18 protein-coding genes and 2 pseudogenes are annotated in these 21,773 nt (G+C 69.1%); 9 read left to right on the top strand and 11 right to left on the bottom strand.

All coding sequences use genetic code 11. The features are described 5' to 3' along the window. Nucleotides 1-131: 131 nt before the first annotated feature. Nucleotides 132-1,097 (bottom strand): annotated as a pseudogene (locus ACO1BU_RS20845) (IS110 family RNA-guided transposase); the annotation flags it as partial. A gap of 229 nt (nt 1,098-1,326) precedes the next feature. On the opposite strand from ACO1BU_RS20845, the pseudogene ACO1BU_RS20840 reads away from it, so the two are divergent. Further along, nucleotides 1,327-1,554: pseudogene (locus ACO1BU_RS20840) on the top strand (IS481 family transposase); the annotation flags it as partial. A 71-nt stretch (nt 1,555-1,625) separates the two neighbouring features. After that, entirely contained in the window at nt 1,626-2,066 is a 441-nt protein-coding gene (locus tag ACO1BU_RS20835; RefSeq protein ID WP_424137893.1) for a transposase, read from the top strand. Nucleotides 2,067-2,693: 627 nt separating this feature from the next. On the opposite strand, the gene ACO1BU_RS20830 is transcribed toward ACO1BU_RS20835, so the two are convergent. The 10 genes from ACO1BU_RS20830 to ACO1BU_RS20785 form a co-directional block, all read right to left on the bottom strand. Next, nucleotides 2,694-4,301, bottom strand: coding sequence for an amidase family protein (locus tag ACO1BU_RS20830; protein WP_424137892.1), 1,608 nt, complete (start codon nt 4,299-4,301; stop codon nt 2,694-2,696). Nucleotides 4,302-4,437: 136 nt separating this feature from the next. Further along, a complete protein-coding gene (locus tag ACO1BU_RS20825; protein WP_424137891.1) occupies nt 4,438-6,129 on the bottom strand; it encodes a thiamine pyrophosphate-dependent enzyme in 1,692 nt (563 codons plus the stop codon). Between the two features lie 23 nt (nt 6,130-6,152). Then, a complete protein-coding gene (locus ACO1BU_RS20820; RefSeq protein ID WP_424137890.1) occupies nt 6,153-7,589 on the bottom strand; it encodes an FAD-binding oxidoreductase in 1,437 nt (478 codons plus the stop codon). Then, the gene (locus ACO1BU_RS20815; protein ID WP_424137889.1) at nt 7,586-8,545 is read right to left on the bottom strand and encodes a Bug family tripartite tricarboxylate transporter substrate binding protein; all 960 of its coding nucleotides are present in this window, start codon (nt 8,543-8,545) and stop codon (nt 7,586-7,588) included. The genes ACO1BU_RS20820 and ACO1BU_RS20815 overlap by 4 nt, the downstream gene beginning before the upstream one ends. Nucleotides 8,546-8,617: 72 nt before the next feature. After that, nucleotides 8,618-9,235 carry a protocatechuate 3,4-dioxygenase subunit alpha gene (gene pcaG / locus ACO1BU_RS20810; RefSeq protein ID WP_424137888.1) on the bottom strand — a complete coding sequence of 206 codons (618 nt, stop codon included), beginning with the start codon at nt 9,233-9,235 and terminating at the stop codon, nt 8,618-8,620. A 20-nt stretch (nt 9,236-9,255) separates the two neighbouring features. Beyond that, complete coding sequence (locus ACO1BU_RS20805; RefSeq protein WP_424137887.1) at nt 9,256-9,969, bottom strand: dioxygenase family protein; 714 nt, start codon at nt 9,967-9,969, stop codon at nt 9,256-9,258. Between the two features lie 131 nt (nt 9,970-10,100). After that, nucleotides 10,101-11,813: a thiamine pyrophosphate-requiring protein gene (locus tag ACO1BU_RS20800; RefSeq protein WP_424137886.1), complete on the bottom strand. Its 1,713-nt coding sequence runs from the start codon at nt 11,811-11,813 to the stop codon at nt 10,101-10,103. A gap of 114 nt (nt 11,814-11,927) precedes the next feature. Then, the gene (locus ACO1BU_RS20795; RefSeq protein ID WP_424137885.1) at nt 11,928-13,313 is read right to left on the bottom strand and encodes an FAD-binding oxidoreductase; all 1,386 of its coding nucleotides are present in this window, start codon (nt 13,311-13,313) and stop codon (nt 11,928-11,930) included. A gap of 34 nt (nt 13,314-13,347) precedes the next feature. Next, entirely contained in the window at nt 13,348-14,523 is a 1,176-nt protein-coding gene (locus tag ACO1BU_RS20790; protein ID WP_424137884.1) for a mandelate racemase/muconate lactonizing enzyme family protein, read from the bottom strand. Beyond that, nucleotides 14,520-15,155 carry a hypothetical protein gene (locus tag ACO1BU_RS20785; protein WP_424137883.1) on the bottom strand — a complete coding sequence of 212 codons (636 nt, stop codon included), beginning with the start codon at nt 15,153-15,155 and terminating at the stop codon, nt 14,520-14,522. Before ACO1BU_RS20785 ends, ACO1BU_RS20790 begins: the two co-directional genes overlap by 4 nt. 372 nt (nt 15,156-15,527) lie before the next feature. Here ACO1BU_RS20785 and ACO1BU_RS20780 point away from each other — a divergent pair, with 372 nt between their 5' ends. The 7 genes from ACO1BU_RS20780 (at nt 15,528) to ACO1BU_RS20750 (ending at nt 21,417) form a co-directional block, all read left to right on the top strand. After that, nucleotides 15,528-16,517, top strand: a complete 990-nt coding sequence (locus tag ACO1BU_RS20780) for a Bug family tripartite tricarboxylate transporter substrate binding protein (RefSeq protein ID WP_424137882.1) — start codon at nt 15,528-15,530, stop codon at nt 16,515-16,517. Nucleotides 16,518-16,557: 40 nt separating this feature from the next. Next, a complete protein-coding gene (locus ACO1BU_RS20775; RefSeq protein ID WP_424137881.1) occupies nt 16,558-17,763 on the top strand; it encodes an alpha-hydroxy acid oxidase in 1,206 nt (401 codons plus the stop codon). 54 nt (nt 17,764-17,817) lie between these two features. After that, entirely contained in the window at nt 17,818-18,231 is a 414-nt protein-coding gene (locus ACO1BU_RS20770) for a hypothetical protein (RefSeq protein WP_424137880.1), read from the top strand. 189 nt (nt 18,232-18,420) lie between these two features. Next, the gene (locus ACO1BU_RS20765) at nt 18,421-19,770 is read left to right on the top strand and encodes an aromatic ring-hydroxylating oxygenase subunit alpha (protein WP_424137879.1); all 1,350 of its coding nucleotides are present in this window, start codon (nt 18,421-18,423) and stop codon (nt 19,768-19,770) included. An 8-nt stretch (nt 19,771-19,778) separates the two neighbouring features. Then, nucleotides 19,779-20,570: an SDR family NAD(P)-dependent oxidoreductase gene (locus tag ACO1BU_RS20760; RefSeq protein WP_424137878.1), complete on the top strand. Its 792-nt coding sequence runs from the start codon at nt 19,779-19,781 to the stop codon at nt 20,568-20,570. 19 nt (nt 20,571-20,589) lie between these two features. Further along, a complete protein-coding gene (locus ACO1BU_RS20755; protein WP_424137877.1) occupies nt 20,590-21,195 on the top strand; it encodes a 3-phenylpropionate/cinnamic acid dioxygenase subunit beta in 606 nt (201 codons plus the stop codon). A gap of 27 nt (nt 21,196-21,222) precedes the next feature. After that, nucleotides 21,223-21,417, top strand: coding sequence for a hypothetical protein (locus ACO1BU_RS20750; protein WP_424137876.1), 195 nt, complete (start codon nt 21,223-21,225; stop codon nt 21,415-21,417). Nucleotides 21,418-21,773 lie beyond the last annotated feature (356 nt).

Raw genomic sequence — 21,773 nt, 5'->3', positions numbered from 1 at the left:
CGCTTGGCTGATGATCTCGACCGGGAAGCGATACCCAGCGAAGCTCGGGCAGGCGGATGCGGTCATCCCACCCGACTACCCGGCGGTGGACCGCTCGGGCAAGCTCGTGGCTGGCCAACTTGACGGTTCCTGTGCCAGACGATGACGGCCAACTTCCTGGCGACCGCGACGGCGGCGGTATGGGTGCCGCGCCGGGCGGCGACCCGCTGGTAGAACCCCCGCAACGGCCCGGGGCCGCGCACGGCCTGCCATGCGGCCTCGACCAGCATGTTTCGCGCGTGCGACCTGCCCTGCTTGGTGATGCGGCCGTGCTGCGGTCGCCCCTCGCCGGACTGATGAACACTCGGGTTCAGGCCGATGTAGGCCACGAGCTGTTCTGGTCCCTTGAACCGGCTGATCGGGCCGATCGCCGCGGCCAGCCCGACGGCGACCACCATGTCGACGCCCGGGATAGTCATCAGACGCTTGATGCTGGTACTGGCCAAAGCCTCGCGGGCCAGCTCACGCTCGACAACCTTCAAGTCCTCGCCAAGGCGGTCGTACTCGCGCAGGTGCCGCTCCACAGCCTCCCGCTCGTCCGGTGGGAGAGGCTGAGTCAGGAGCTAGGTACGGCCGCGAATGCCGAACAGCTCGGCGTGTGGACACTGCGGCAGCAGGTGGGCGTGCAGGATGGACTGCGTGATGGTCCGCAACCGCACCCTCTGGCGCACGATCTGGTTGTACCGTGTCACTTGCCGCCGCATCGCCTGGGTCCCCGCGTCCGGAGCTCAGACCTCGGGCAGGAAGTTGCTGGCGTAAAGCTTGGCCAGAACTGTCGCGTCGATCGTGTCGGTCTTGATCTTGGCGTGCGCGATCAGCCGCACCTGACGCGGGTTGGCGATCACCACTCGCCCGACATGCGGTGCGATCACCTCGGCCACCGCGGCCGCATTGCCGGTCGCCTCCACGACGACGTGGTCGTCGTGCGCCAGCGTCCGGGCGAATGCCCCCAAATGCTCCCGCGTCATGCTGACCCGCCCGAGGCGGACGACTTTGCCGTCGTCCAGCATCAGGGCCTCGGCGAACACGCGGTGGATATCCAGTCCCACGACTCTCACCGGCTTGCCTCCTTGCCTTGCTGTTCACCTCACGGGAGCTGGCGGGCAACACGGCAACTACGGAGCCACGCTCGCAGCGCATCCGGGCGAGCCGCAGGGGCGGCCAGATAACGGCTCGGGCTCGCAACCCATGGTTGAACGTCGGCCTGCCCGCACTTGCGTGCTCCCGGTGCCCCATGTCCCGGATGGTCTCACCATAGCGCCGGTCCAGCAGGATCAGCAGAAACATCGAGGCACCAAGGGCATGATGCCGGATAACGGGATGGTGGAGCGGTTCAACGGTCGGGTCGGCAGCGAGGTGCTCGGCATCACCATTTGGTCCCATGCCCAGCTCGAGCAGCTGCTCCGGGGCTTCAACGTCGCCTACAATGCCCGCCGCCAGCGCGTCCTCGACGGCACGACACCCGATCAGATCGTCAGGGAACGCCTCCGGGCGCGACGAAAGCTCGCCAGACCCAAACCCGAGACATCTGAAGGTCGTGCCGGGCCAGACGACATCGCCCGCGCACGCCTTTTGAGATCTGGTTTATGAACGAAGCCCGTGCGGGTCAGCAGGGTACGCTCGCACGGATCAGGACGAAGCGGGGCATGCGCCCACGGGATGTACGTGATCACCGCGATACCTGGGCCTGGCTCTTCGGTGCGGTTTGCCCCGAGCTCGCCGTCGGCGCGGCTGTCGTGCTGCCCGGCGTCAACGTGGATGCCATAAACATCCACCTGGCCGAGATCAGCCGCTGCGTAACCCAGGGCGCGCACGCCGTCCTCGTGCTCGACGGCGTGGGCTGGCACACCTCACCCAGGCTGCGCCTGCGCGAGAATATCAGCCTCCTGCCGTTGCCCCGCTACGCGCCGGATTTGAACCCATCGAGAACATTTGGAAGTTCCTACGTCAGAACCTGCTCAGTCACCGCGTGTGGGACAGCTACGACGCTCTTGTGGATGCCTGCTGCCACGTCTGGTCCGCGCTGATGAGCATACCCGAGCAGATCGCCTCCATCACGCGCCGCTCCTGGGCGCAGGTCAAACTCTGAGGCGGTTAGTATAAGCCAGTCCCGGCCATGCTGCCTTCAAGCGCTGCCCAGTGCCCAGCTTCCATCCACACCCTGGATCACAAGCGATTCAGTGCAGGCTCCGCCCGCTGGAATTATGCAATCCAATGCGCCCGCTTCCGCACCGGGAAGATCTTGCGCCTGGAGCGCTCGGGAAAGATCTGCCGCTCGCAAGTGCCGTTGCCGCACCGAGGGCGGACGAACCGGAGCCGGATCAGAACCAACACTTCCCGGACCGGGAGGGCCTGCAGGTGCCGCCGACAGGTGCTGCGCCACCGTTTGACCGGTACCGCAGGTCGGGCCGGCACCACGGCTTTGACTAACCGCCGAGATCACCCAGGCCCACCCCAGATCAGCTCCGAGTTCGAGGCCTTGATGCCGGCCATCGTCGCAAAGAAGCTCTGCCCGCTCATATCCCTGGCTGCAATCACGCGGCCCGCGGGGCAACCGAAGCTATCTGCACCGAGGACCAAGCAGGATGCCGGCTACTCAAACCGGCCGTCTGACGTGAGCCCGGATGGATTGTCGAGTGCTCGCGTCGACAAGATCAGCGCCTGAGCCGCATGGGATCCGGAGGCGGCAGCGGCCCGAGCGCGTCCTCAAGTGCCATACCGATGCCGAGGAGGCGTGCGTCCTGGCCCGGCAGCCCGTCGAGTTCTAGCCCCACCGGAAGCCCCGAGGCGGAGAGGCCGGCGGGGATGCTAACACCGGGCACCCCGATCCCGCCGGTTGGCCGCGTGTTGCGGATCACAATCGCCATCCGGCCGACCTTTCGTCCCCCCACCTCGATCTCGTCATCGTAGCTGTCCCCGCCGTCGCGGATCAGCGGAGCAACGAGCGGTTCGGTCGGGAAGGCGACAGCCTCGACTCCCGCTGCACGGAGGCGTTCGGCGTAGTCGCGGGCAAGCTGTGGCTGCACGGTCGCGAGAGCCTGAGCGACGGTCTCACGCGGCGTGGTCGGTGCTCGGAGCGCCCCGAAGCGCGCGCGCACGTCCGGGCTGCTCAGGCCCGCCATGACCGCGTCGAGGCTGACCTCTGGTGCAGCGGAGGCGAGATAGGCCTCCAGGTCGTGGACGAAGCCCCCATTGTAAAGCGTCACGTAGAGATCGTTCGCGCGCGCGATCAGGTCCGCCATTTCCACCGAGACAAGCTCGACGCCGCGCTCCCGCAGCTGTGCGAGGCTCGCCTCCAGAACTTGTGAAACCTCGGGGTCGACCGCCTCCCAATAGGGAATACGCGGGATGCCGAGACGAAGCCCGCGCAACCCGGCTCGCTCCGGCCGCGGCCGGCCGGTGATGGTGGCATCGAGCAGCGCTACGTCCTCGACACTGCGCGCCATAGGCCCGATCGTATCGAGCGTGAGCACGAGCGGCACGACGCCATCCAGGGAATAGCGCGACAGTCGGCGGTCGCCCGCCGTCGTGGGCCGGAGCGCGGCGATGCCGCAGAATGCGGCGGGGATTCGCACGGAACCTGCGGTGTCCGTGCCGAGTCCGGCCGGGCAGAACCGCGCGGCGATAGCGGCTGCAACACCGCCGCTCGACCCACCGGGAATACGACCGGGGTCGTAGGGATTGCGGACGACCCCGAAGGCAGGATTGGACGAAGTGCCACCGACGGCGAGCTCGTGCATGTTGCCCTTGCAGAGGACGAGGGCGCCGGCGTCGAGAAGGGTTTGCATGACCGGCGCGTTCGAGCGCGCCACAGCGCCGCGGAGCGCGGGCGTTCCGGCCGAGGTCGGAAAACCTATGGTCGCAATGTTGTCCTTAACGATGAGGGGAAGCCCCGCAAGCGGCGGCAGCTCCCCGCCTTGCGCGCGGCGCGTGTCGATGGACCGCGCCGCCTCCAGGGCACGATCATCGTTGATCCAAGTCACGGCGTTCAAGGAACGGTGGCGCTCGTACTCCCGCAGCAGCGCCCGGACGTAATCCTCGGCCTTGATGTCGCCGTTCCTAATCCGCCTAATCGCCGCCGTCGCCGTCCAGGATGTCGGACCGGCATCAAAGATCGGGCCGGCCCGCGTCTGTGCTTCTGCTCCTGAGGACAGGAGCAGCGCCGCACCGGTGCCGAGCACGGCCCGCCGGCCCAAGGGCGCTTCGTCGAGCGGGCGAGAGTCGTCAGCTTCGTTGTGCTTCGTCGTAGCGCGCGTGTTCATCTCGAATCCACTTCCATCCCTGTTCCAGCATCCTGTACGGCTCTGCGAGAGCCCTACGCGAAACCGCAGAATTGTTATCCTGGCCACGGACAGGTGCTGCTGCTCCGCCTGCCCGGGCGATAACAGAAGCCCGTCCTCAGTTCTCTGCCGCGCCCACACCCGTCGGCGGCTCGCCGAGTGGGTTGGGCGGCGCCGGCTGCGCCTTGACGAAGGGCGGGTTACGAAGCCGCATCAGGTGCCAGGGGCTTGGCATCCCGCCCACCCGCGTCTCGATCAGCGTTGGCCCGCCGGCGTCGAGTGCCTCGCGGAGGGTCCGCTCCAGCGCCTCACCGTCGTCAGCTCGGCGGTAGGGAACCTCGAATGCCTCGGCGAGCTTCCCGAAGTCGGGGTTCTTCAGCCCGGTGCCGAAGGCGGTGCCGAACTGGTCCTCCTGCATGCGGTGGACATTGCCGAAGTGCCCGTCGTTGAAGACCACGGTGGCGACGCGGAGGTCATACTTCCGGGCCGTGGCCAGCTCCTGCATGCCCCAGCCGAAACCGCCGTCGCCTGTGATGCCGACGACCGGTCGCCCCAAGGCACCCGCGGCCACACCCAGCGACGTGGGAAAGCCATAGCCGAGCGTGCCCTGGTAGCCCGGACCAATGAAGGTCCCGGGTCGATATACCGGGTAGGCGAAGCGAGCATAGTAGCCGACCTGCGTAAGCTCATTGACCAGGATGCCGTCGTCGGGAAGCACGTTCCGGATCGCCTGCACGAAGTCGCGCTGCGGCCGGATCGCGTCAGACTGGGCAACTGCCCAGGCACGCACGCGGTCCAGGTCGTCCCCCCGGGCGGGGCGGCGGGACACGGCGCCCTCCAGCGCCCTCAGGCCGAGCGCCGCGTCCGCCTCGATCGCCACCTCGGCCCTGCGCGGTGGCGCCCAGGCGGAGGGGTCGATGTTGAGATAGATGTAACGCACCGCGTCGGACGGCCAGGCCGGGTTGCCGACCGCCGTATCCACGAAGCGACTACCGACCACAAGCACCACATCCGCATGGGGGAAGACTGCCCGCCCGCCGAGAGCGTTGAGAGCAAGCGGATGGCGGTCCGAGAGAGCGCCGCGGCCGTTCTCACCCATCACCACTGGTGCCTGCAAGCGCTCGGCCAGCGCCCGAAGGGCCTCCGGCGCCTCGCCCGCCAGCGCGCCGCCGCCGACGAAAATCACCGGGAAGCCCGCGCCGTCCAGGATCGCGGCAGCTCGTTCAACCGCGGCGGTGTCCGGCTTCCGGCGCAGGTCCTCGGCGTCCGGGGTGATCAGGTCTACCTCGCCGCTCGCGCTCAACACGTCATGCGCGATCTCGATGCCGACGGGCGCTGGGCGCCCGGTGCGAAGCTGGCGAACCGCCTCCCGCACGAGGTTCGGGACCTCGGCAGGGGTAGACGCGGTGCCCTGCCACTTGGTGACCGAGGCGAGCACACCTGTCTGGTTCTTGATCTCGTGCAGCAGGCCGAGGTTCTTGCCTACTGCCGGACCGTAGATGTTGCCGGCGATGCAGAGCACTGGCGAGTTGCACGCATAGGCGGTGGACAGGCCGGCCATGGCATTCAGCATGCCGGGACCCGGCACCATCATGCAGGTGCCGAAGCGGCCGCTGGCGCGCGCGTAGCCATCGGCCATGTAGGAGGTGGTCTGCTCGTGTCGCGGCACGGTGAAGCGGACCTGGTTGGCGACCTGCCGCAACCCGTCCACCGCCCAGTCGAGCTGGACGCCGGGGATTCCGAAAACATCTGTCACCCCTTCCAGCACCAGCTGGTGCGCCAGGGCCTGACCGCCGGTCATCGTCGTCATCCGCATATCCTCTTTGAGCGCCTTCAGTCTGGCAGGAGTTGGCCGGGGTTCAGAATCCCCTTGGGATCCAGCATGCTCTTTACGGCGCGCATCAGCGCCAGCTCCGCCGCCGGCTTCTGCAGCGCGATCTCGTCGCGGTGCAGCTGGCCGATGCCGTGCTCCGCGCTGATGGTGCCGCCACTCCGCCAGACTATCTCGTGCACCACCTTCTCGATCGTCGGGCGCAGGGCGGCGAAGGAAGCGGCCTCAGCTCTCTCGGGCTGGGCGATGGAGACGTGCAGATTGCCGTCGCCGAGATGGCCGAAGATGAAGAAGCGGACGCCGGGCGCGAGGCGCAGGACGGGGGGCATCAGCGCCTCGGCAAGGGCCGTGATCCTCCCCAGCGGCACGGCGAGGTCGAAGCGAAAGGAGAGGCCGAGCAGGCGATGGGCCTCGGAGAAGGCGTCGCGCAGTGCCCAGAGCCGCGCCTCCTGGGCACCGGACTGAGCAAGCACCCCGTCCAGCGCCGCCCCCTGTTCCATCGCGGCCGAGGCGATGGCCTCCGCGAGCGGCTCCACTGGCTCTTCGCCGGCAAGGTGTAGCAGCACGTTCCAAGTGTGGTTTTCCGGCATCGGAAGGGGGCCGCCTAGTATCTCGGCGGCGAGGGCGAGCCCCATGCCGGGCACCAGCTCCAGCGCGCTCAGGGCACGCCCGCCCAGGCGCATTGCAATCTCCGCCACCCGGTTCGCCGCGACGAGGTCCGGCAGGGCGAGCAACAGGCTCGCGGCATAGGTTTCCGGGGGGTGGAGCCGCAGGCAGGCAGCGGTAACGACGCCATGCGTTCCCTCCGTGCCGATGAAGAGCTGCTTCAGGTCCAGGCCCGAGTTGTCCTTTCGCAGGGCACGGAGCCCATTCCAGAGCGTGCCATCGGCCAGCACCACCTCCAGCCCCAGCACCTGGTCGCGCATGGTGCCGTAGCGTAGCACGCCCATCCCGCCGGCATTCGTGGAGACGAGCCCGCCGATGCGGGCCGTGTCCCGGGCACCCAGGTCCAGGCCGAAGTGGCGCCCGGCCTCGCGGGCGGCTGCCTGCACGGCACCCAGGGTGCAGCCGGCCTCCGCGACGAGGTTCCATCCCGGGGCGTCCATGTGTCGGACGCGGTCCATGGCGCAGAGGCTCAACACCACCGCCGGGGGGCGCCCCGAGGCAGGCACGCTGGCTCCGCACATGCTGGAGTTCCCGCCCTGCGGCACGACGGCAAGGCCAAGGTCGTGGCAGGCGCGCAGAACCTCCTGCACCTCCTGGACGGTCCGGGGGCGGGCAAGCGCGAGCCCCTCCCCCCGGTGCCACCCGCGCCAGTCACGCAGGTGCGGCTCCAGGATGTCCGCGTCGGTGACGAGGACCGAGGGCGCGACACCCTCCGCCTCGAGCCGCGCGCGGAGCGCCCCGGCGGGTGCCGCCAGCCCGGCGGCCGCGCTCATTCCACCTTGCCCATGCTGCCCAGTACCCGCTTCCAGCGCGCAGACTCGTCGGACAGGAAGCGGGCGAAGGCGGCGTCATCGAGGTAGGAGGGCTCGGTCGAGAGCGCGAGAAGCGTGCGCTCCGTCTCTGGCTCGGCCAGCACCTCCGAGACGGCGCGAGAAATCTGCTCGCGCATGGACTCAGGCAGTCCCGCCGGCCCGAAGAGGCCCATCCAGGCCGTGACGGAGTAGCCCGCCACCCCGGACTCCGCGATCGTGGGGATGGAAGGGGCGAGCTTCGAGCGCTGCGGTCCCGTCACCGCGAGGGGCACCACCGTTCCAGCCTGGATGTGCGCCTGCGCCGAGGTGAGGTCCACGCTGGCGAGCGGCAAGGTGCCGGCCAGCACGTCCGTGACCGCCGGCGCGCTGCCACGATAAGGGACGTGGACGAGATTTGCCCCCGTCGCCTGCGCCAGCGTCACCATTGCCAGGTGCTGGGAACTGTTGGCGCCCGTGGTGCCGTAGCTCAGCCCCGCGCGATCGGCCTTGGAGCGGGCGATCGCATCCTGCAACGTCCGCAGCCCCGTGCCGCTGCCCGTCACGATCACCAGCGGGATATCCGCGATGCGCGCGACAGGGGTGAGCTGGCGCAGGGGATCGAAAGCCTGCGCGTCCGGCGTGTGCGGGTTGATGACGACGGCGCCGGTCGCACCCGTGCCGAGCACGCTGCCGTCTGCCGGGGAACGAGCCAGGACCGACAGGCCGAGCGTGCCGCCGGCGCCGGGCCGGTTGTCCGCGACGAAGTTGCGGTCCAGCCGAGGTCCGAGACTCGCAGCGATGAGGCGCGCCACGCCATCCGCCGAGGCACCTGCCGCGAATGGGATGATCATCTGCCCGGGCCGGCGGCTGCCCTGAGCCTGGGCCCGCGCCGCTACGGTCAGGGTGGCGAGTGCCACGACGGCCTCACGTCTTCTCATCTCGGACGGTTTCCTCTCTTGTCGCGGCGCCTCGGCTTGCTTCGCGCCTTGTTGTTTTCGGGAAGATGCAGCTCAGTCCACGAAGAAGGGGGTCTCCTCCTCGGGGGAGCCGTGCAGGACGAGGTCGAAGCGGAAGCGCCGGATGTGGTCCGCGGTACCGTCCTCCGTCGCGACAAGGCGACGCCGCAGCCCGTCCTCCGGCAGGGCGAGCAGGATCGGATCCTGACTGTTCGCTACTGCGAAGTCGGGGAAGAACACGGTGGTGACGAGACGGCGCATGATGCCCGACCCCAGAACCGCCAGATTCACATGCGGCGCCCTGGGCCCAGCCGCGTCGGCATAGCCGCCGGGCATCACCGTGTGGAACTCGTAGTGGCCGGCCTCGTCCGTCCAGGCGCGACCCCAGCCCAGGAAGTCCGGGTCGGCCTGGGCGTGGGCGGGATCGAGCGGGTGGCGAAAGCGACCGCCCGCGTCGGCCTGCCAAACCTCCAGCACGGCATTCACGCACGGCCCGCCTCCCTGCTCCAGCACGCGCCCGTGCAGCAGAATGCGCTCGCCACACGCGGTCGGCGCAGCGTCAGGCGACAGGCGCGTCAGGTCGTTGTCGCCCTTCTTGAAGAAGGTGCGCGGAAAGAACGGGCCAATCGTGTGCCACCCGGTGGGCGGCAGGAACTCGTTGGGGCGGCTCATCGCTCCCGGGCCGGCGGCAGTCATGGCAGGGCCGGAGTGGCGTGGCGGCCGCGCAGGACCATCCGGTGGCTGTAGGCGAGCCATTCGCCGTCCACCTCCTCCGTCGGTACCTCCTGCGCCACGAGACGCTCGCGCGCCGCCAGGTCGGGCAGCGCGTTCAGCAGGCGGTCGTGCGCGTTCAAGGGATCGCCCGGGAAGTACATCTGCGTGACGAGGCGGGAGAGGCTGCTCGGTCCGAGGATGGAGAAGTGCACATGCGGCGGGCGCCACCAGCGACCGGAGTTCGGCACAGGATAGGCGCCGGGACGAATGGTGAAGAAGGCGTACCCGCCTTCCGCATCGGTTACCGCGCGGCCGTTGCCGATGAAGTTCGGGTCGAGCGGCGCGTCCCGCTGGTCCAGCGGGTTGAAGTAGCGGCCGGCGGCGTTGGCCTGCCAGATTTCGACGATCGCGCCGCAGACCGGGCGCCCGTCCTCGTCCAGCACGCGGCCCGAGACATGGATGAGCTGCCCGAGCGCCGGCCTGCCCTCCGGCGAGAGGGCGAGGTTGGTGTCGCCCGGCCAGAGTTTCGGCGCGAGGTCAAGCGGGCCGGTGAGCTCTGTCCGCGTCACCGGGCGGCGGAACAGCGGCAGGGACGGATGGCGGCGCACCGTGTTCGGGTAGCCGGCGATCGGGACCTGCGGCTGCCCGGCCTCGTCGTAGGGAAGGAAGCGGTCGGGAGGCTCGATCAGCAAGGGACATCTCCCCTGCTTGCGGCCGAACGACGGCACCGCATGTCAACGCCTCCTCTGTCCGTGGCGACCGTGAGCACCATATGCGCGCTATTGGTTGATATAGTCAACGATAAACGCCCGGCGCCCGACCCTCAGTACGGGCAGACCACGTCGAGCAGGGCCTGCCGCCCCTCCTCCACCGCACGCCGAGCGCGGGCCAGGGCGGCGGGAAGGTCCGCCGCGTCCTCCACCCGCTCCCCGTAGCCGCCATGGGCTTCCACCACCTTGTCCCAGCGCGTGCCGGATGCGAGGTCGGCGAGGAACTGGCCGTCCTCCACGCCGGCCGCACCCTTGGCGTACATCGACATCGTCGCCCCGCGCACGGCGCCGTAGCGCTCGTTGTTGAAGACGATCGTGATCACGGGCAGGCTGTGGACCTGCGCGGTCCAGTGACTCGCGGAGGGGTTGGCGAACATATAAGCGCCGTCCCCAATGGTGCAGACGACGAGCCGCCCGGGATCAGCGAGCTTGATCCCGAGGGCAGCGCCGAGGCTCCACCCGAGGCCGCCAGCCGGGCCGAGCTGGAAGTAGCTGCCCGGCCGCGTCCGCGGGCAGTGATCCAGCCGCAGCGGGTACTCGTTGACGATCGTCGCGTCCGGCAGCGCCTCGCCGATCGCGTGGCTGAGATACTCCGGTGTGATGACGCTGCCGTTCGGCCGCGCCTTCGCCGCGGCCGCGGCCAGGCGCGCGGCCCGGGCCTCGGCCAGCGCGGCGCGGCGGCCCGCCAACGCACTCTCGGTGATCCGCCCCTCCGCGGCGCGGTGCAGGCGCTGCAACGTGACCGTCGCGCCGGCCGTCACCGAGAGGTCGCCCGGGAAGCTCCGCATGGGGTAGCGCTGCCAGGCCGGATCCTCCCCGACATGCGCGATCCGGGCGTCCGCGGCCGGCCGCACGAGGCTGGGAAGCCAGGGGACGTCGGATTCGATCGCGAAGATCAGGTCGGCCTTCGGAACCAGCGCGGCGGGGTCGAAGCCCGCATGCATCGGATGGTCGGTCGGCAGGCAGAGCTGGCGGGGGTTGTAGGTGATCACCGGCACGGCGAAGCGCTCGGCGAAGGCGGCCAGGGCGGCGACGTCCTCGGCCGTGCGGCCGGTGCCGGCCGTCACGATCAGCGGGCGCGACGCCCCGGCGAGCCATCCGGCCAGCGTCTCGATGTCCTCCGGATCGGGATGCGGCGGGCGCGGCGGGGAACGGCGGGCGTTCACGGCGATGCCCTCCGCCACCCGCGCCGCCAGTGGCTCCCGCGGCAGGGTGAGGTAGACGGGGCGGCGGGGCGCGGCGTCCATCACCTCGAAGGCGCGGTCCACCGCGTCGGCCACCTGGGAGGGATCGCGCAGCTCGTAGTCCCACTTCACCCACTCGCGCAGCATGCCGGCCTGGTCAAACATCTCCTGCGCCCAGTGGATCGGCCGGTTGCGCGTGCCGACCGCGCCGACCTCTGTGACGGGCGAGCGGCCGGCGCAGAGCAGCACCGGCACGTTGTCGCGGCTGGCGTCGGCGACGGCGTTGATCGTGTTCGCGGTGCCGACGCTGACATGCACCATGACCGCCTGCGCCCGCCCGGTTGCCAGAAAGTACCCGTGCGCCATCGTCACGGCGGTGTTCTCGTGCGTCACCAGCACCGGGTCTGGCAGGCGCGGGTTGCGGCGGCCGGCGGCGCAGTACGCCTCGACGATCGGCGGGAAATCGGTGCCGGGATTGAGGAAGAACTTGTCCACCCCGTGCTCGGCCAGCGCGGCTAGGAAGACCTCGGCGGCCATTGGGGCTGTTGTCAGGGCGGGCTTGCCAGCGTCCTCGTGATCCATCCGAACCGTTCCTCCGCTGTTGCCGGCATGCTCATGTCCGCCAGTCGGACTACCTTTTCAGAAAACCTAGAAGCTATCCGTGGACTTTGTCAACGAACGGGCCGCGAAGGTTGCTCAGAAGACCTTGCCCGGGTTGAGGATGCCGGCTGGGTCCAGCGCCGCCCGGATGCGGCGCATCACCTCGATCTCCGACGCGTTGCGGGAATGGTCGAGGAAGGGCTTCTTCAGCAGCCCGATGCCGTGCTCGGCCGAGATCGAGCCGCCGTAGTCGCGCACGCAGGCATAGACCTCGGCGGAGATGCGATGCTCCGGCAGGGGCCGCCCGTCCGTCTGCACGCCGAAGTGAATGTTGCTATCGGCGACATGGCCCCAGACCACCGTGCGAACCTCCGGCCATGTCCTGCGCAGCCGCGCGGTGCAGTCCTCCACGAAGGTACCGATCCGCCGGGTGGGGATGCTGACGTCGTGGCTTACATAGGGCCAGAACGCCTTGTTGAACTCGCCCGAGGCGTCGCGGACGGCCCAGAGGTTCCGGCTCTCCCGCACCGACTGGGCCAGGACCGCATCCGCGACCACGCCCCCCTCCAGAGCGCCCTCGACGAGGGCTGCGAAGGCCTCCCGGTCCCGCTCCTGGTCGGTGCCCATCGCCTCCAGCAGCAGGTAGGCGCCGTGGCCCGGCACGACGGGCGGGCGGTGCCCCAGCCCCTCGGTCGCGACGCGGTAGAAATTCGGCCACATCACCTCGAAGGCGGCGAGGGTCCCGCCGAGGGCGGCGCGGGCGCGCCGCAGCATCTCGAGCACGCCGTCGTAGCCCTCAATTGCGAGAAAGGCAGTGCAGACGCTGGTGGGTTGCGGGAAGAGGCGCAGCACGGCACGGGTGACCACGCCGAGCGTGCCCTCGGCGCCGATGAAGGCCTGCTTCAGGTCATAGCCCGCGTTGTTCTTCAGCATCCGGTTCATCATCGACAGCACGGTGCCGTCGGCGAGCACCACCTCCAGCCCGAGCACCAGCTCCCGCGTCATGCCGTATCGCAGCACGCGGTTGCCGCCCGCATTGGTGGAGATGTTGCCGCCGATGAGGCAGGAGCCGCGCCCGGCGATGTCGAGCGGAAAGAGCATCCCGGCGGCCTCCGCCGCCTCCTGCACCGCCTGGAGCGTCACGCCGGCCTGGACCGTGATCGTCGCCGCGTCGGGATCGACCTCCTCGACCGCGCGCATCTTCTCCAGCGACAGTGCCACGCAGCCGGGCACGGGCGTGGCGCCGCCGGCGAGGCCGGTCAGGCCGCCCTGCGGCACCACGGGCACGCCGTGCGCCGCGCAGGCCCGCAGGGTGGCCGCCACCTCTTCCGTCCGGCGCGGGCGCACCAGGGCGAGCGGCCCCTGCCCCGACGCGGCGGCGAGCTTCCAGTCGCGCAGGTGGCGCGGATCGATCGCCTCGCCGGTCTCAACCAGCCCGGTGCCGAGCGCGGCCGTCAGCTCCCCGATGATGTCGGACGCCATGTTTCCTCCCCTCCGCCTCTGCCGGTGCGGCGTTTCAATTGATCACCCGGTCGTCCACCGTGGCAGCCGCCATGGCCGCCTCGTCGAGCGCGACGCCGAGACCCGGCTCCTCCGGCACCGCCATCGTCCCGTCCCTGATCGGACCGAGGCCCGTCACCACGTCCGAGGACAGCCAGGCCGCGCCGCAATCGGTCGCGCGCCGCACCGCCGGATGGGCGGCGGCCAGGTGCAGGTTCGCGGCCGTGGCGATCCCCGTCTCGAACAGGGAGTGCAGCGCTACCTCGACGCCGAACAGCCCGGCGGTCGTTGCCATGTCGCGCCAGCCCTCGATTCCGCCCCACATGAAGATGTCGGCGAGCAAGACATCGGCCGCGGGGTGCCGCAGGGCGGCGGGGATGTGGTCAGGCTGGATTACCGCCATGTTGGTGGCCACCGTCATGCCGGTCGCGCCGCGCAGGCGCATCAGCCCCTCCCGGTCGTCGCAGGGGTCCTCCAACCATTCCGGCGCGTGCGGGCGCAGCCGCTCCGCCAGGCGCACGGCAGCAGCCGTGGGGTAACCGGCATTGGGGTCGATACGGATCGCTGCCTCCGGCCCCAGCGCGCCGCGCAGGGCGCCCATTGCGGCCACGTCCCAGTCCGGGTTCGCCGCCGCCGACTTGTACTTGAAGGCACGGAAGCCGTGCCGCGCCGCCAGCCCCGCCGCCAGTTCCCCCAGCGCCGTCGTGCGTCCGAGGTCGCAGTACTCCGCGGCGATCTCCGCGCGGCTGGCGGGCTGCGCCAGCGCCACGGCCGGCAGCGGACAGCAGAGTGACACCGGCGGAACCGGCCCTGGCGCCCCCATCATCGCCCGCAGCGTCAGGCCCAGCCGCTTGCCCGCCGCGTCCCACAGCGCGAGTTCCAGCCCGGCAAAGGCCGACCAGCCAATCCGGCCCTGCCGGTTATCAAAGACCGAGCGGGAGAAGCTCCGCCGGAAGCCGGCGCGGTCCATCGCGTCCCGCCCGATCAGCGAGGGCGCGAGGCGGAGCGTAGCTGCATGGCAGTCGGGATACCCGAGCGTCTCGCCCAGCCCCACCGTGCCGTCGGCGAGCGTGACCTCGATCACCGTTCGCTCCGTCGTCGCCATGACGTACATGGAGGAGACGTAAACCATGCCGAGTTGCAGCCGAACACGGCGCAGCCGGACCGAGCGGACCAAGGACGGCGCGCTCACGCGCCGCACTCCGCCCGTCCCAGCGCCAAGGCGTCCAGCGCGGCGGGGTCCGGCGGCGGGCCGAAACCGGGCCCCGGCGGCGCGGCGAGGAGGCCGGTCCCGTCCGGCGGCGTGCGGCCGAGCCAGGGATGCGTGGCGCGCAGGTGCAGCAGCATCGCCGCCGTGAAAACATGATTGCTCGCGGGGCGCAGCGCCACCTCCACGTTGAAAACCCGCGCAGCGGCGGCGAGGCGACGCAAGCCGGAGGGGCCGAGCGAGCCCGGCTCGGCCGAGAGGATGAGGGTGGCCGGGTCCAGCAGCGCGGCCCGCAGCGCGGCGGCCTCGCGCGGGGCGGCCGGCGCCTCCGCCGAGGCGGCTTCGATCTGAGCCGGCTGCGCGGCGCCGAGCAGGAGGGCGGCCGGAATCTTGCGCTCCCGCGCCGCGAGATCCAGCGCCGCCGTCGCCAGCAGGCCGCCACTCGGGGAGACTGGCACAGCGGGATCCAGCGCCAGGGACAGCGCCGGGCGGGTCAGCATCGCGGCGTCCAGAACCTCCTCCGCACCGGCGTCCCCCAGGGACCAGCCCTCGGCTTCTGCGGCAGAGAGGCGCAGCGCGCGAGCGCCGCCCGGAAGGGACCAGATGGTGACGCGCATCGGGGGCGCTTCCTCCTCTTGCCGGATGTGGCGGGCACCTGCGGATTCCCGCGATGACGGGCTGGCAGGTGGGATGCCGTCTCCTGCGCCGCCCATCCTCACTGGCCCCTGCCATGCCGTTTCACCGCGGCTATAGCGTCCGCACCGCGGCCATTGTTCTCGAATTTCGGCACAGTTTCGTGCCGCGCTAGCGGGCGGTCAAGCTGACCAACGCATCTTTCGGCATGCGACCTCAACATAAATGAGAAAGCGAGATCTCCGCAATTCCGTTGACGATGTCAACGGATTCCCATAGCTTGCCGCCCAAGGACGGCGACAAGTGGTCCGCAGAGCCCACATGGGGGCGCTGCCCAGAAAAGGGACAGGAACGGCATGACACTGGCACGGCGTTATCTCATGGGCGGCATGGCGGGCGCGGCTCTGATGCCGTTATCCGCGCGGGCCCAGGGCTCCGCCCCGGGTGGCGGGTACCCGGACCGTCCCGTGCGGGTCATCGTTCCCTATTCCCCAGGCGGCACGAACGACCTCGTCGGCCGCATCCTGGCGCAGAAGCTGGGCGAGGCGCTGAACCAGCCCTTCATCGTAGAGAACCGGCCCGGCGCCCAGGCCATCGTCGGTACCGAGGCGGCGGCGCGCTCGCGGCCGGACGGCTACACCCTTCTTATCGGCGCCAGCGGCCCGATCGTGTTCAACCCCGCCACCACCGCGCGGCTGAGTTATGATTCCCTGACCGACTTCGCGCCGGTCACCAATCTCGTCACCTTCCCGTTGGTGATGCTCGTCCCGGCGAACTCGCCCCACCGCACGCTGGCCGACCTTATCGCCTACGCGAAGGCCAACCCCTCCAGCGTGAACTACGGCATCTCGGCGACGAGCTTCCAGCTGGCGGCGGAGCTGTTCAACCAGCGCGCCGGCACCCGCTTTCAAGTCATTTCCTATCGCGGCTCCTCGGACTGCGTCACCGCTCTCGCGCGGAACGAAGTGACGATGAGCCTGATCGACCCCGCGCCGGCCATGGGCGGGATCGCGGGCGGTCAAATCCGGGCCCTGGCCGTCACCTCGCCCACGCGCGTGGCCGCCCTGCCCGACGTGCCGACGATGAAGGAACTGGGCCTGCCCGACGTGGAGGCGGTGCTGTGGACCGGCCTCCTCGCCCCCGCCCGCACGCCGCCGGAGGTGATCGCGCGGCTGAACGCCGCCACGGCCGAGGTTCTGCGAATGCCGGACGTGAAGGAGCGGCTGGCGACGCTCGTGCTGGACGCGGCCCACTCGACCCCCGAGGACTACCGCGCCACCATCGGCCGCGAGATCAAGTTCTGGCGCGGCGTGGCAAAGGCAGCCAACCTTCAACTGGACCGATAGTGTCTATGCCGGCCACCCTGCCGAAGAGCGGGCGGAGCGGATGAATCCGCGCCACCTGCTCTCACTGGACGACGCGGAACGGGCGGCGCGTCGGCGCCTGCCGCGCGGGGTCTTCGACTACGTAGCCGGCTGGGCCGAGACCGGCGCAGCCTTCCGCGCTAACCGAGCTGCCTTCGAGGAGTTGTCCTTCGAGACGCGCGTGCTGGTGGACGTCTCGGCGACGCGGCAATCTGTGGAGCTGTTCGGGCAGGCCTACGCCTCGCCTTTCGGCATCGCCCCGATGGGGGCGGCCGCCCTCTGCGCGCGCGAGGCGGACTTGCTGCTCGCCCGCGCGGCCGCGGCCGAGGGAATACCCTTCGTGCTCAGCGGCGCCTCCTGCGCGCCGATGGAGGCGGTTGCGCGCGCAGCACCCGGCAGCTGGTACCAGGCCTACCTGCCGGCCAACCGCGCCGCCATCGGGAAGCTGCTAGACCGCGTGGAGCGGGCGGGGATCGAGGTGCTCGTCGTCACGGCGGATGTGCCCGTCGCACCGAACCGGGAGGACTGCCTGCGCCGGGACTTTACCATGCCCGTGCGCCCTACGGCGCGCCTCGTGGCGGACGGGCTAGTGCGGCCGCGCTGGCTCGCCATGATGGCGCGCACGGTCCTCGCGGGCGGCCTACCGCGCTTCGAGAACTTCGGCGCCGAGCGCGGAGGCCCGATCATCGCGCCGCCTGACCCGTCCTCCCGCCTCGCCCGCGCGGCCCTGTCCTGGGCCGACCTGGGCTGGATCCGGGAGCGGTGGGGAGGGCAGCTCGTGCTCAAAGGCGTGCTCTCGGCGCGCGACACGCGCCGGGCGCGGGAAGCCGGGGTGGACGCGGTCATCGTCTCCAACCATGGCGGCCGGCAGCTCGACCACGCCGTGGCGCCGATCCGGATCCTGCCGGCGGTGGTGGCGGCGGCCGGCGGCATGCCCGTGCTACTCGACGGCGGCGTGCGGCGCGGGACCGACGTGCTGAAGGCCCTCGCCCTCGGGGCGCGCATGGTTCTGGTCGGCCGCCCCATGCTGTTCGCGGCGGCGGTGGCGGGCGAGGCGGGAGTGCGGCGGATGGCCGCGCTGCTGCGGGCCGAGGTTGAGCGCAACCTCGCCCTGCTGGGCAGCCCGGCACTGGCGGAACTGCATGCCGGACGAATCGTTGCCCATCCTGACGGCCGGCGTGACGAGGACCGCGTCCGCCCCCACCGTGAGCGGAACGTCGACGCATGAACATCGCAGGCGGAGCCGCCATGCCGCCCCGCCGGACAAGTCAGTGAGGATCCCATGCTCCGCTACAGCTTTCTTCCTAGTGACTACAACCCGATGGTTCTTATGCTCGGTGACGCCGAGGATCTCCGCCAACTTGGCGCGACGCTGCGCTTCTTCGCCGCCTCGCCAGCCGACAAGCCCTTCGAGGAACTGGATTTCGCCACGCCGGACGCGGGCACGCGGATTGTGATCCGCCCCGTGGCCAAGCAGGTCGGGATGCGCCGCCTTTCGGAAGACGCGCCGCTCGAGTGGTATCTGACGCCCGATCAGGCACGGGCCTATGCCGAGCAGCTAGACGCCCTCGCCGCGCCCGACTGCAAGTCGGGGTCCGAGATGCTCGGCCCGGACGCGGTGAACGTGCGGGAGGGCATTCCCGTGAAGGTGTCGCGTGGCGAGTTCCAGGAGAAGTTCCTCGTCACGGAGCGCTGAACGGGAAGGTCCTGCCAGGCGCGGATCGCTTGACTTCCGCGTCTGAACTGGCGTACTCCATTTTATCGAGAACAATGTCCATCCAGCGGACATGCCGGTGCCTGAAGAGCGAGAAACGGACATCGGCGCCGCGGGACCTCCGGAAGACCGGCCTCGAGCGAGGCCCCGCCGATAATAGGGAGAGACAGGATGAGCGACGCCGCCTCCAACCAGTGGGTCGACACGAACCGCGGCTTCATTAGCCGCGACATCTTCGTGGATCCGAGAGTCTATCAGCTCGAGCTGGAGAAGCTCTTCACCCGGGCTTGGCTCTTCGTCGGGCACGAGAGCCAGATCCCGAACCCCGGCGATTTCTTTACTTCGCGAATGGGCGAGGAGTCCGTCATCCTCTGCCGCGACAAGAAGGGCGAGGTGCACGTCTTCCTGAACTCCTGCCGTCATCGCGGCATGAAGGTGTGCCGCTACGAGCAGGGCAACACCTCTCTCTTCACCTGCCCCTATCACAGCTGGACCTACGCCACGGATGGCAAGCTGCAGGGCGTCCCGCTCTACAAGTCTCTCTACGATGGCGTGCTGGACCGGTCCGAGCACTCGCTGATCGAGGTGCCGCGGCTGGTGAAGTACAAGGGCACCATCTGGGCCTCCTGGGACGCGCAGGCGCCCGACTTCTTCGAGTATCTCGGCGATGCCAAGCAGCACCTCGACCAGGCGCTGGACTGCCGCGACGGTCGCGAAGGCGGTTCCGAGGTGATCGGCGTCCACAAGTGGATCATCCCCGCGAACTGGAAGCTCGCCGCAGAGAACTTCCTCGGCGACACTTACCACAACCCCAGCCATCGTTCGGTGGACCTAATCGGCATCGGGCCGAGCGCGGCCGCCGGCGTGAAGGGCCGGCGCGACGACGAGCTGGCAAAGGCTAAGCACATCTGGGTCAGCTTCTTTCAGGGCCACGGCGTTCACAGCGCCATCGCGCCCGAGCAGAACGAGTACGTGAATTCCTTCCTCAGCGACCCTGAGATCGAGGAGTACTTCCGCCACTGCTTCGAGGAGCGGAAGCGCCGCCTTGGCGAGCAGGCCCGCCTTCTTCCCTTCACGGGCACAATCTTTCCAAATACCTCCTACCACGGCCGCCAACCGCGCGGCCTCTGCGCCTGGCACCCGCACAGCCCCACCGAGACGGAGGCTTGGCGCTTCTTCCTGGTCGACGCCGACGCGCCGGCCCAGGTGAAGGAGTACCTGCGCCACTACTACATGCGCTACTCCGGCCCGGCCGGCATGACCGAGCAGGATGACATGGAGAACTGGCTGTACGCGACGCGGGCCAGCATGGGCACAATCGCCCGGCGGTACCCCTTCAACTACCAGCAATCCATGAATGCCTCGAAGATGAACGACCTCGTGCCCGGTAACGTCAGCACGCAGATGACTGAGGAGATGGCGCGCGGCTATTACCGGGCCTGGAGCCGCTACCTGAACGACAGCGACTGGGACATCATCCTGGGCCGCGACGGCACCCAGCACGCTGTCGCAGCCGAGTAGGCGCCGTCATGGTTGTCATCGTGACCGGCGGGACTTTCGGAATCGGCCGGTCCATCACCCTCGAACTCGCCAAGCGCGGGCACAAGGTGGTGGCCTTCGGTGTGGAGGCCCGGCAGGTCTCCAGCGTGGCGGAGAACGCCATCCCCGGCCTCCGGGCGGAGCTGGCGGAACGCGGCCTCGACGCTGAGGTGCTTGAGGCCGACGTCACGCAGGCGGAGGAGGTGCAGCGGGTCGTGGACGTGGCGCTGCAACGCTTCGGCCGGATCGACGCACTGGTGAACAACGCCGCTATCGGCCCCCTGGGCACCGTGCTGGACACGGACGAGGCCCTGTGGGACCGCATCATGGCGGTGAACGTGAAGGGGCCGTACCTCTGCGCGCGTGCAGTGCTGCCGCACATGATTCGGCAAGGCGGCGGATCTATAGTGAACGTCGGCTCCGGCGCCGGCTACGGCAAGCCCAATATGGCAGCCTACGCCGCTAGCAAGGGCGCGGTCCACACTCTTACCATGGCACTGGCCTACGATCACTTCCACGAAAAGGTCCGGGTAAACACCGTGATTCCGGGCGGCGGCGGGATTGTCAGCGGGATGAGCCTGGGGCGCGTGCGGGGCGACGAGAGTAAGTTCGGCCGCGGCGCGCCGGGCACGGCCGCCGGGAGGGTCGCGACTGGTGAAGACCTCGCCCGCGCCGTCGCCTTTCTCTTGTCGGAGGACGCGACCGTGATCTCGGGCACCATCATCGACGTGGGCTGCTTTGCCCATCAGGGCGGGCCCATCCCTCAGAATCAGGGCGCATGAAGCAAGGGAGCGGAAACGCATGAGCGAGGTTGTAAAGGCCGCCGTCGACCAAGTGGCCGCAGTTCTTCCGCACAGGACGAGCCGATCCAAGCGGAGCCTGGCTTGGTATGAGCTGAAGCAGGAAGTAGAGGAGTTCCTCTACGCCGAGGTTGAGTTGCTGGACGAGCGGCGCTTCGAGGAGTGGCTGGATCTCCTCGCGGACGACATTGTCTACTTCATGCCGATGCGCCGTAACGTGAAGTTCGGCCAGCACGCCGAGCGAGAGAACACAAAGCTCGGCTCGGGCATCAGCTGGTTCGATGAGGATAAGTGGACGCTGACCAAGCGAGTGGAGCAGATCCTGACCGGCGTACACTATGCCGAGGAGCCGTTGTCGCGCGTCTGCCACATGGTCACAAACGTCCAGCTTCTCCAGGTTGATCCTTCCCCCGAGGAGGCAAAGGAAGTGACGGTGAAGAGCCGTTTCCTAGTCTACCAGAACCGGGTCGAGTACGAGACCTATACCCTCGTCGGGAAGCGCACTGACGTGCTCCGCCGGCATGGGGATAGCTGGCAGGTTGCGAAGCGAGAGATTATCCTCGACCAGAACGTCCTGCTCGCGAAGAACCTGACAGTCTTCTTCTGAGCGGACCGGCGATAAAGGGCGACCAACATGGTAAACATCTTCGACCTAAAGCCGGGCGACACTATCCGCCTCAAGAATGGCAGCGTATGCGAGGTGGTGGAGAACATGGACGACGGCATGTGGGTCATGGTCCGCTACATCTCCTCCCCGAGTGACCCTTCCATGGAGGGCGAGGAGGAGCTTTGCCACGCGGAGCAGGTCGTCGAAACTGTCTCGCAGTAATCTCTGGCAGCGCGCCCTTTCTTAGGGAATTGCGGCAGCCGTAGATGCCGCGCCTTGTTTGTTTGGCCCTGCCGCGCGGCTGTCCGCGGGCAGGGCCGACTTGTTCTTGATCTAATCATTGCGACTTTCTGCTCTCAATGGAGGCAAGCCTCACCGGAGATGCTGAGGTCCGGCACGGCCTACGTGCCAACGGCTAACTGCTGCTCCGGCGCCGAGGTTCAGCTGCCACCACTCTTGAAGGTTGACTGCATCCACAATTTGGCTTCTTGTGTGCTTCGGAACGCTGTCCGTGTAACGGACAGACCGCACCCTGCGAACAAGCGAATTGGCCGCGTAGCTGTGCTTTTCCGAGACGC

This window comes from Roseomonas chloroacetimidivorans, assembly GCF_049629625.1.
Taxonomy (GTDB): domain Bacteria; phylum Pseudomonadota; class Alphaproteobacteria; order Acetobacterales; family Acetobacteraceae; genus Roseomonas; species Roseomonas chloroacetimidivorans.
Note: the sequence above shows the minus strand (reverse complement) of the source record. Positions and strands in the feature narration are given on the sequence as shown.

Bases quoted from the DNA above. Each gene is read 5' to 3' on its own strand.
- ACO1BU_RS20835 (WP_424137893.1), top strand. From the start codon at position 1,626: ATGAACGAAGCCCGTGCGGGTCAGCAGGGTACGCTCGCACGGATCAGG.
- ACO1BU_RS20830 (WP_424137892.1), bottom strand. From the start codon at position 4,301: ATGAACACGCGCGCTACGACGAAGCACAACGAAGCTGACGACTCTCGC.
- ACO1BU_RS20825 (WP_424137891.1), bottom strand. From the start codon at position 6,129: ATGACGACGATGACCGGCGGTCAGGCCCTGGCGCACCAGCTGGTGCTG.
- ACO1BU_RS20820 (WP_424137890.1), bottom strand. From the start codon at position 7,589: ATGAGCGCGGCCGCCGGGCTGGCGGCACCCGCCGGGGCGCTCCGCGCG.
- ACO1BU_RS20815 (WP_424137889.1), bottom strand. From the start codon at position 8,545: ATGAGAAGACGTGAGGCCGTCGTGGCACTCGCCACCCTGACCGTAGCG.
- pcaG (WP_424137888.1), bottom strand. From the start codon at position 9,235: ATGAGCCGCCCCAACGAGTTCCTGCCGCCCACCGGGTGGCACACGATT.
- ACO1BU_RS20800 (WP_424137886.1), bottom strand. From the start codon at position 11,813: ATGGATCACGAGGACGCTGGCAAGCCCGCCCTGACAACAGCCCCAATG.
- ACO1BU_RS20795 (WP_424137885.1), bottom strand. From the start codon at position 13,313: ATGGCGTCCGACATCATCGGGGAGCTGACGGCCGCGCTCGGCACCGGG.
- ACO1BU_RS20785 (WP_424137883.1), bottom strand. From the start codon at position 15,155: ATGCGCGTCACCATCTGGTCCCTTCCGGGCGGCGCTCGCGCGCTGCGC.
- ACO1BU_RS20780 (WP_424137882.1), top strand. From the start codon at position 15,528: ATGACACTGGCACGGCGTTATCTCATGGGCGGCATGGCGGGCGCGGCT.
- ACO1BU_RS20775 (WP_424137881.1), top strand. From the start codon at position 16,558: ATGAATCCGCGCCACCTGCTCTCACTGGACGACGCGGAACGGGCGGCG.
- ACO1BU_RS20770 (WP_424137880.1), top strand. From the start codon at position 17,818: ATGCTCCGCTACAGCTTTCTTCCTAGTGACTACAACCCGATGGTTCTT.
- ACO1BU_RS20765 (WP_424137879.1), top strand. From the start codon at position 18,421: ATGAGCGACGCCGCCTCCAACCAGTGGGTCGACACGAACCGCGGCTTC.
- ACO1BU_RS20760 (WP_424137878.1), top strand. From the start codon at position 19,779: ATGGTTGTCATCGTGACCGGCGGGACTTTCGGAATCGGCCGGTCCATC.
- ACO1BU_RS20755 (WP_424137877.1), top strand. From the start codon at position 20,590: ATGAGCGAGGTTGTAAAGGCCGCCGTCGACCAAGTGGCCGCAGTTCTT.
- ACO1BU_RS20750 (WP_424137876.1), top strand. From the start codon at position 21,223: ATGGTAAACATCTTCGACCTAAAGCCGGGCGACACTATCCGCCTCAAG.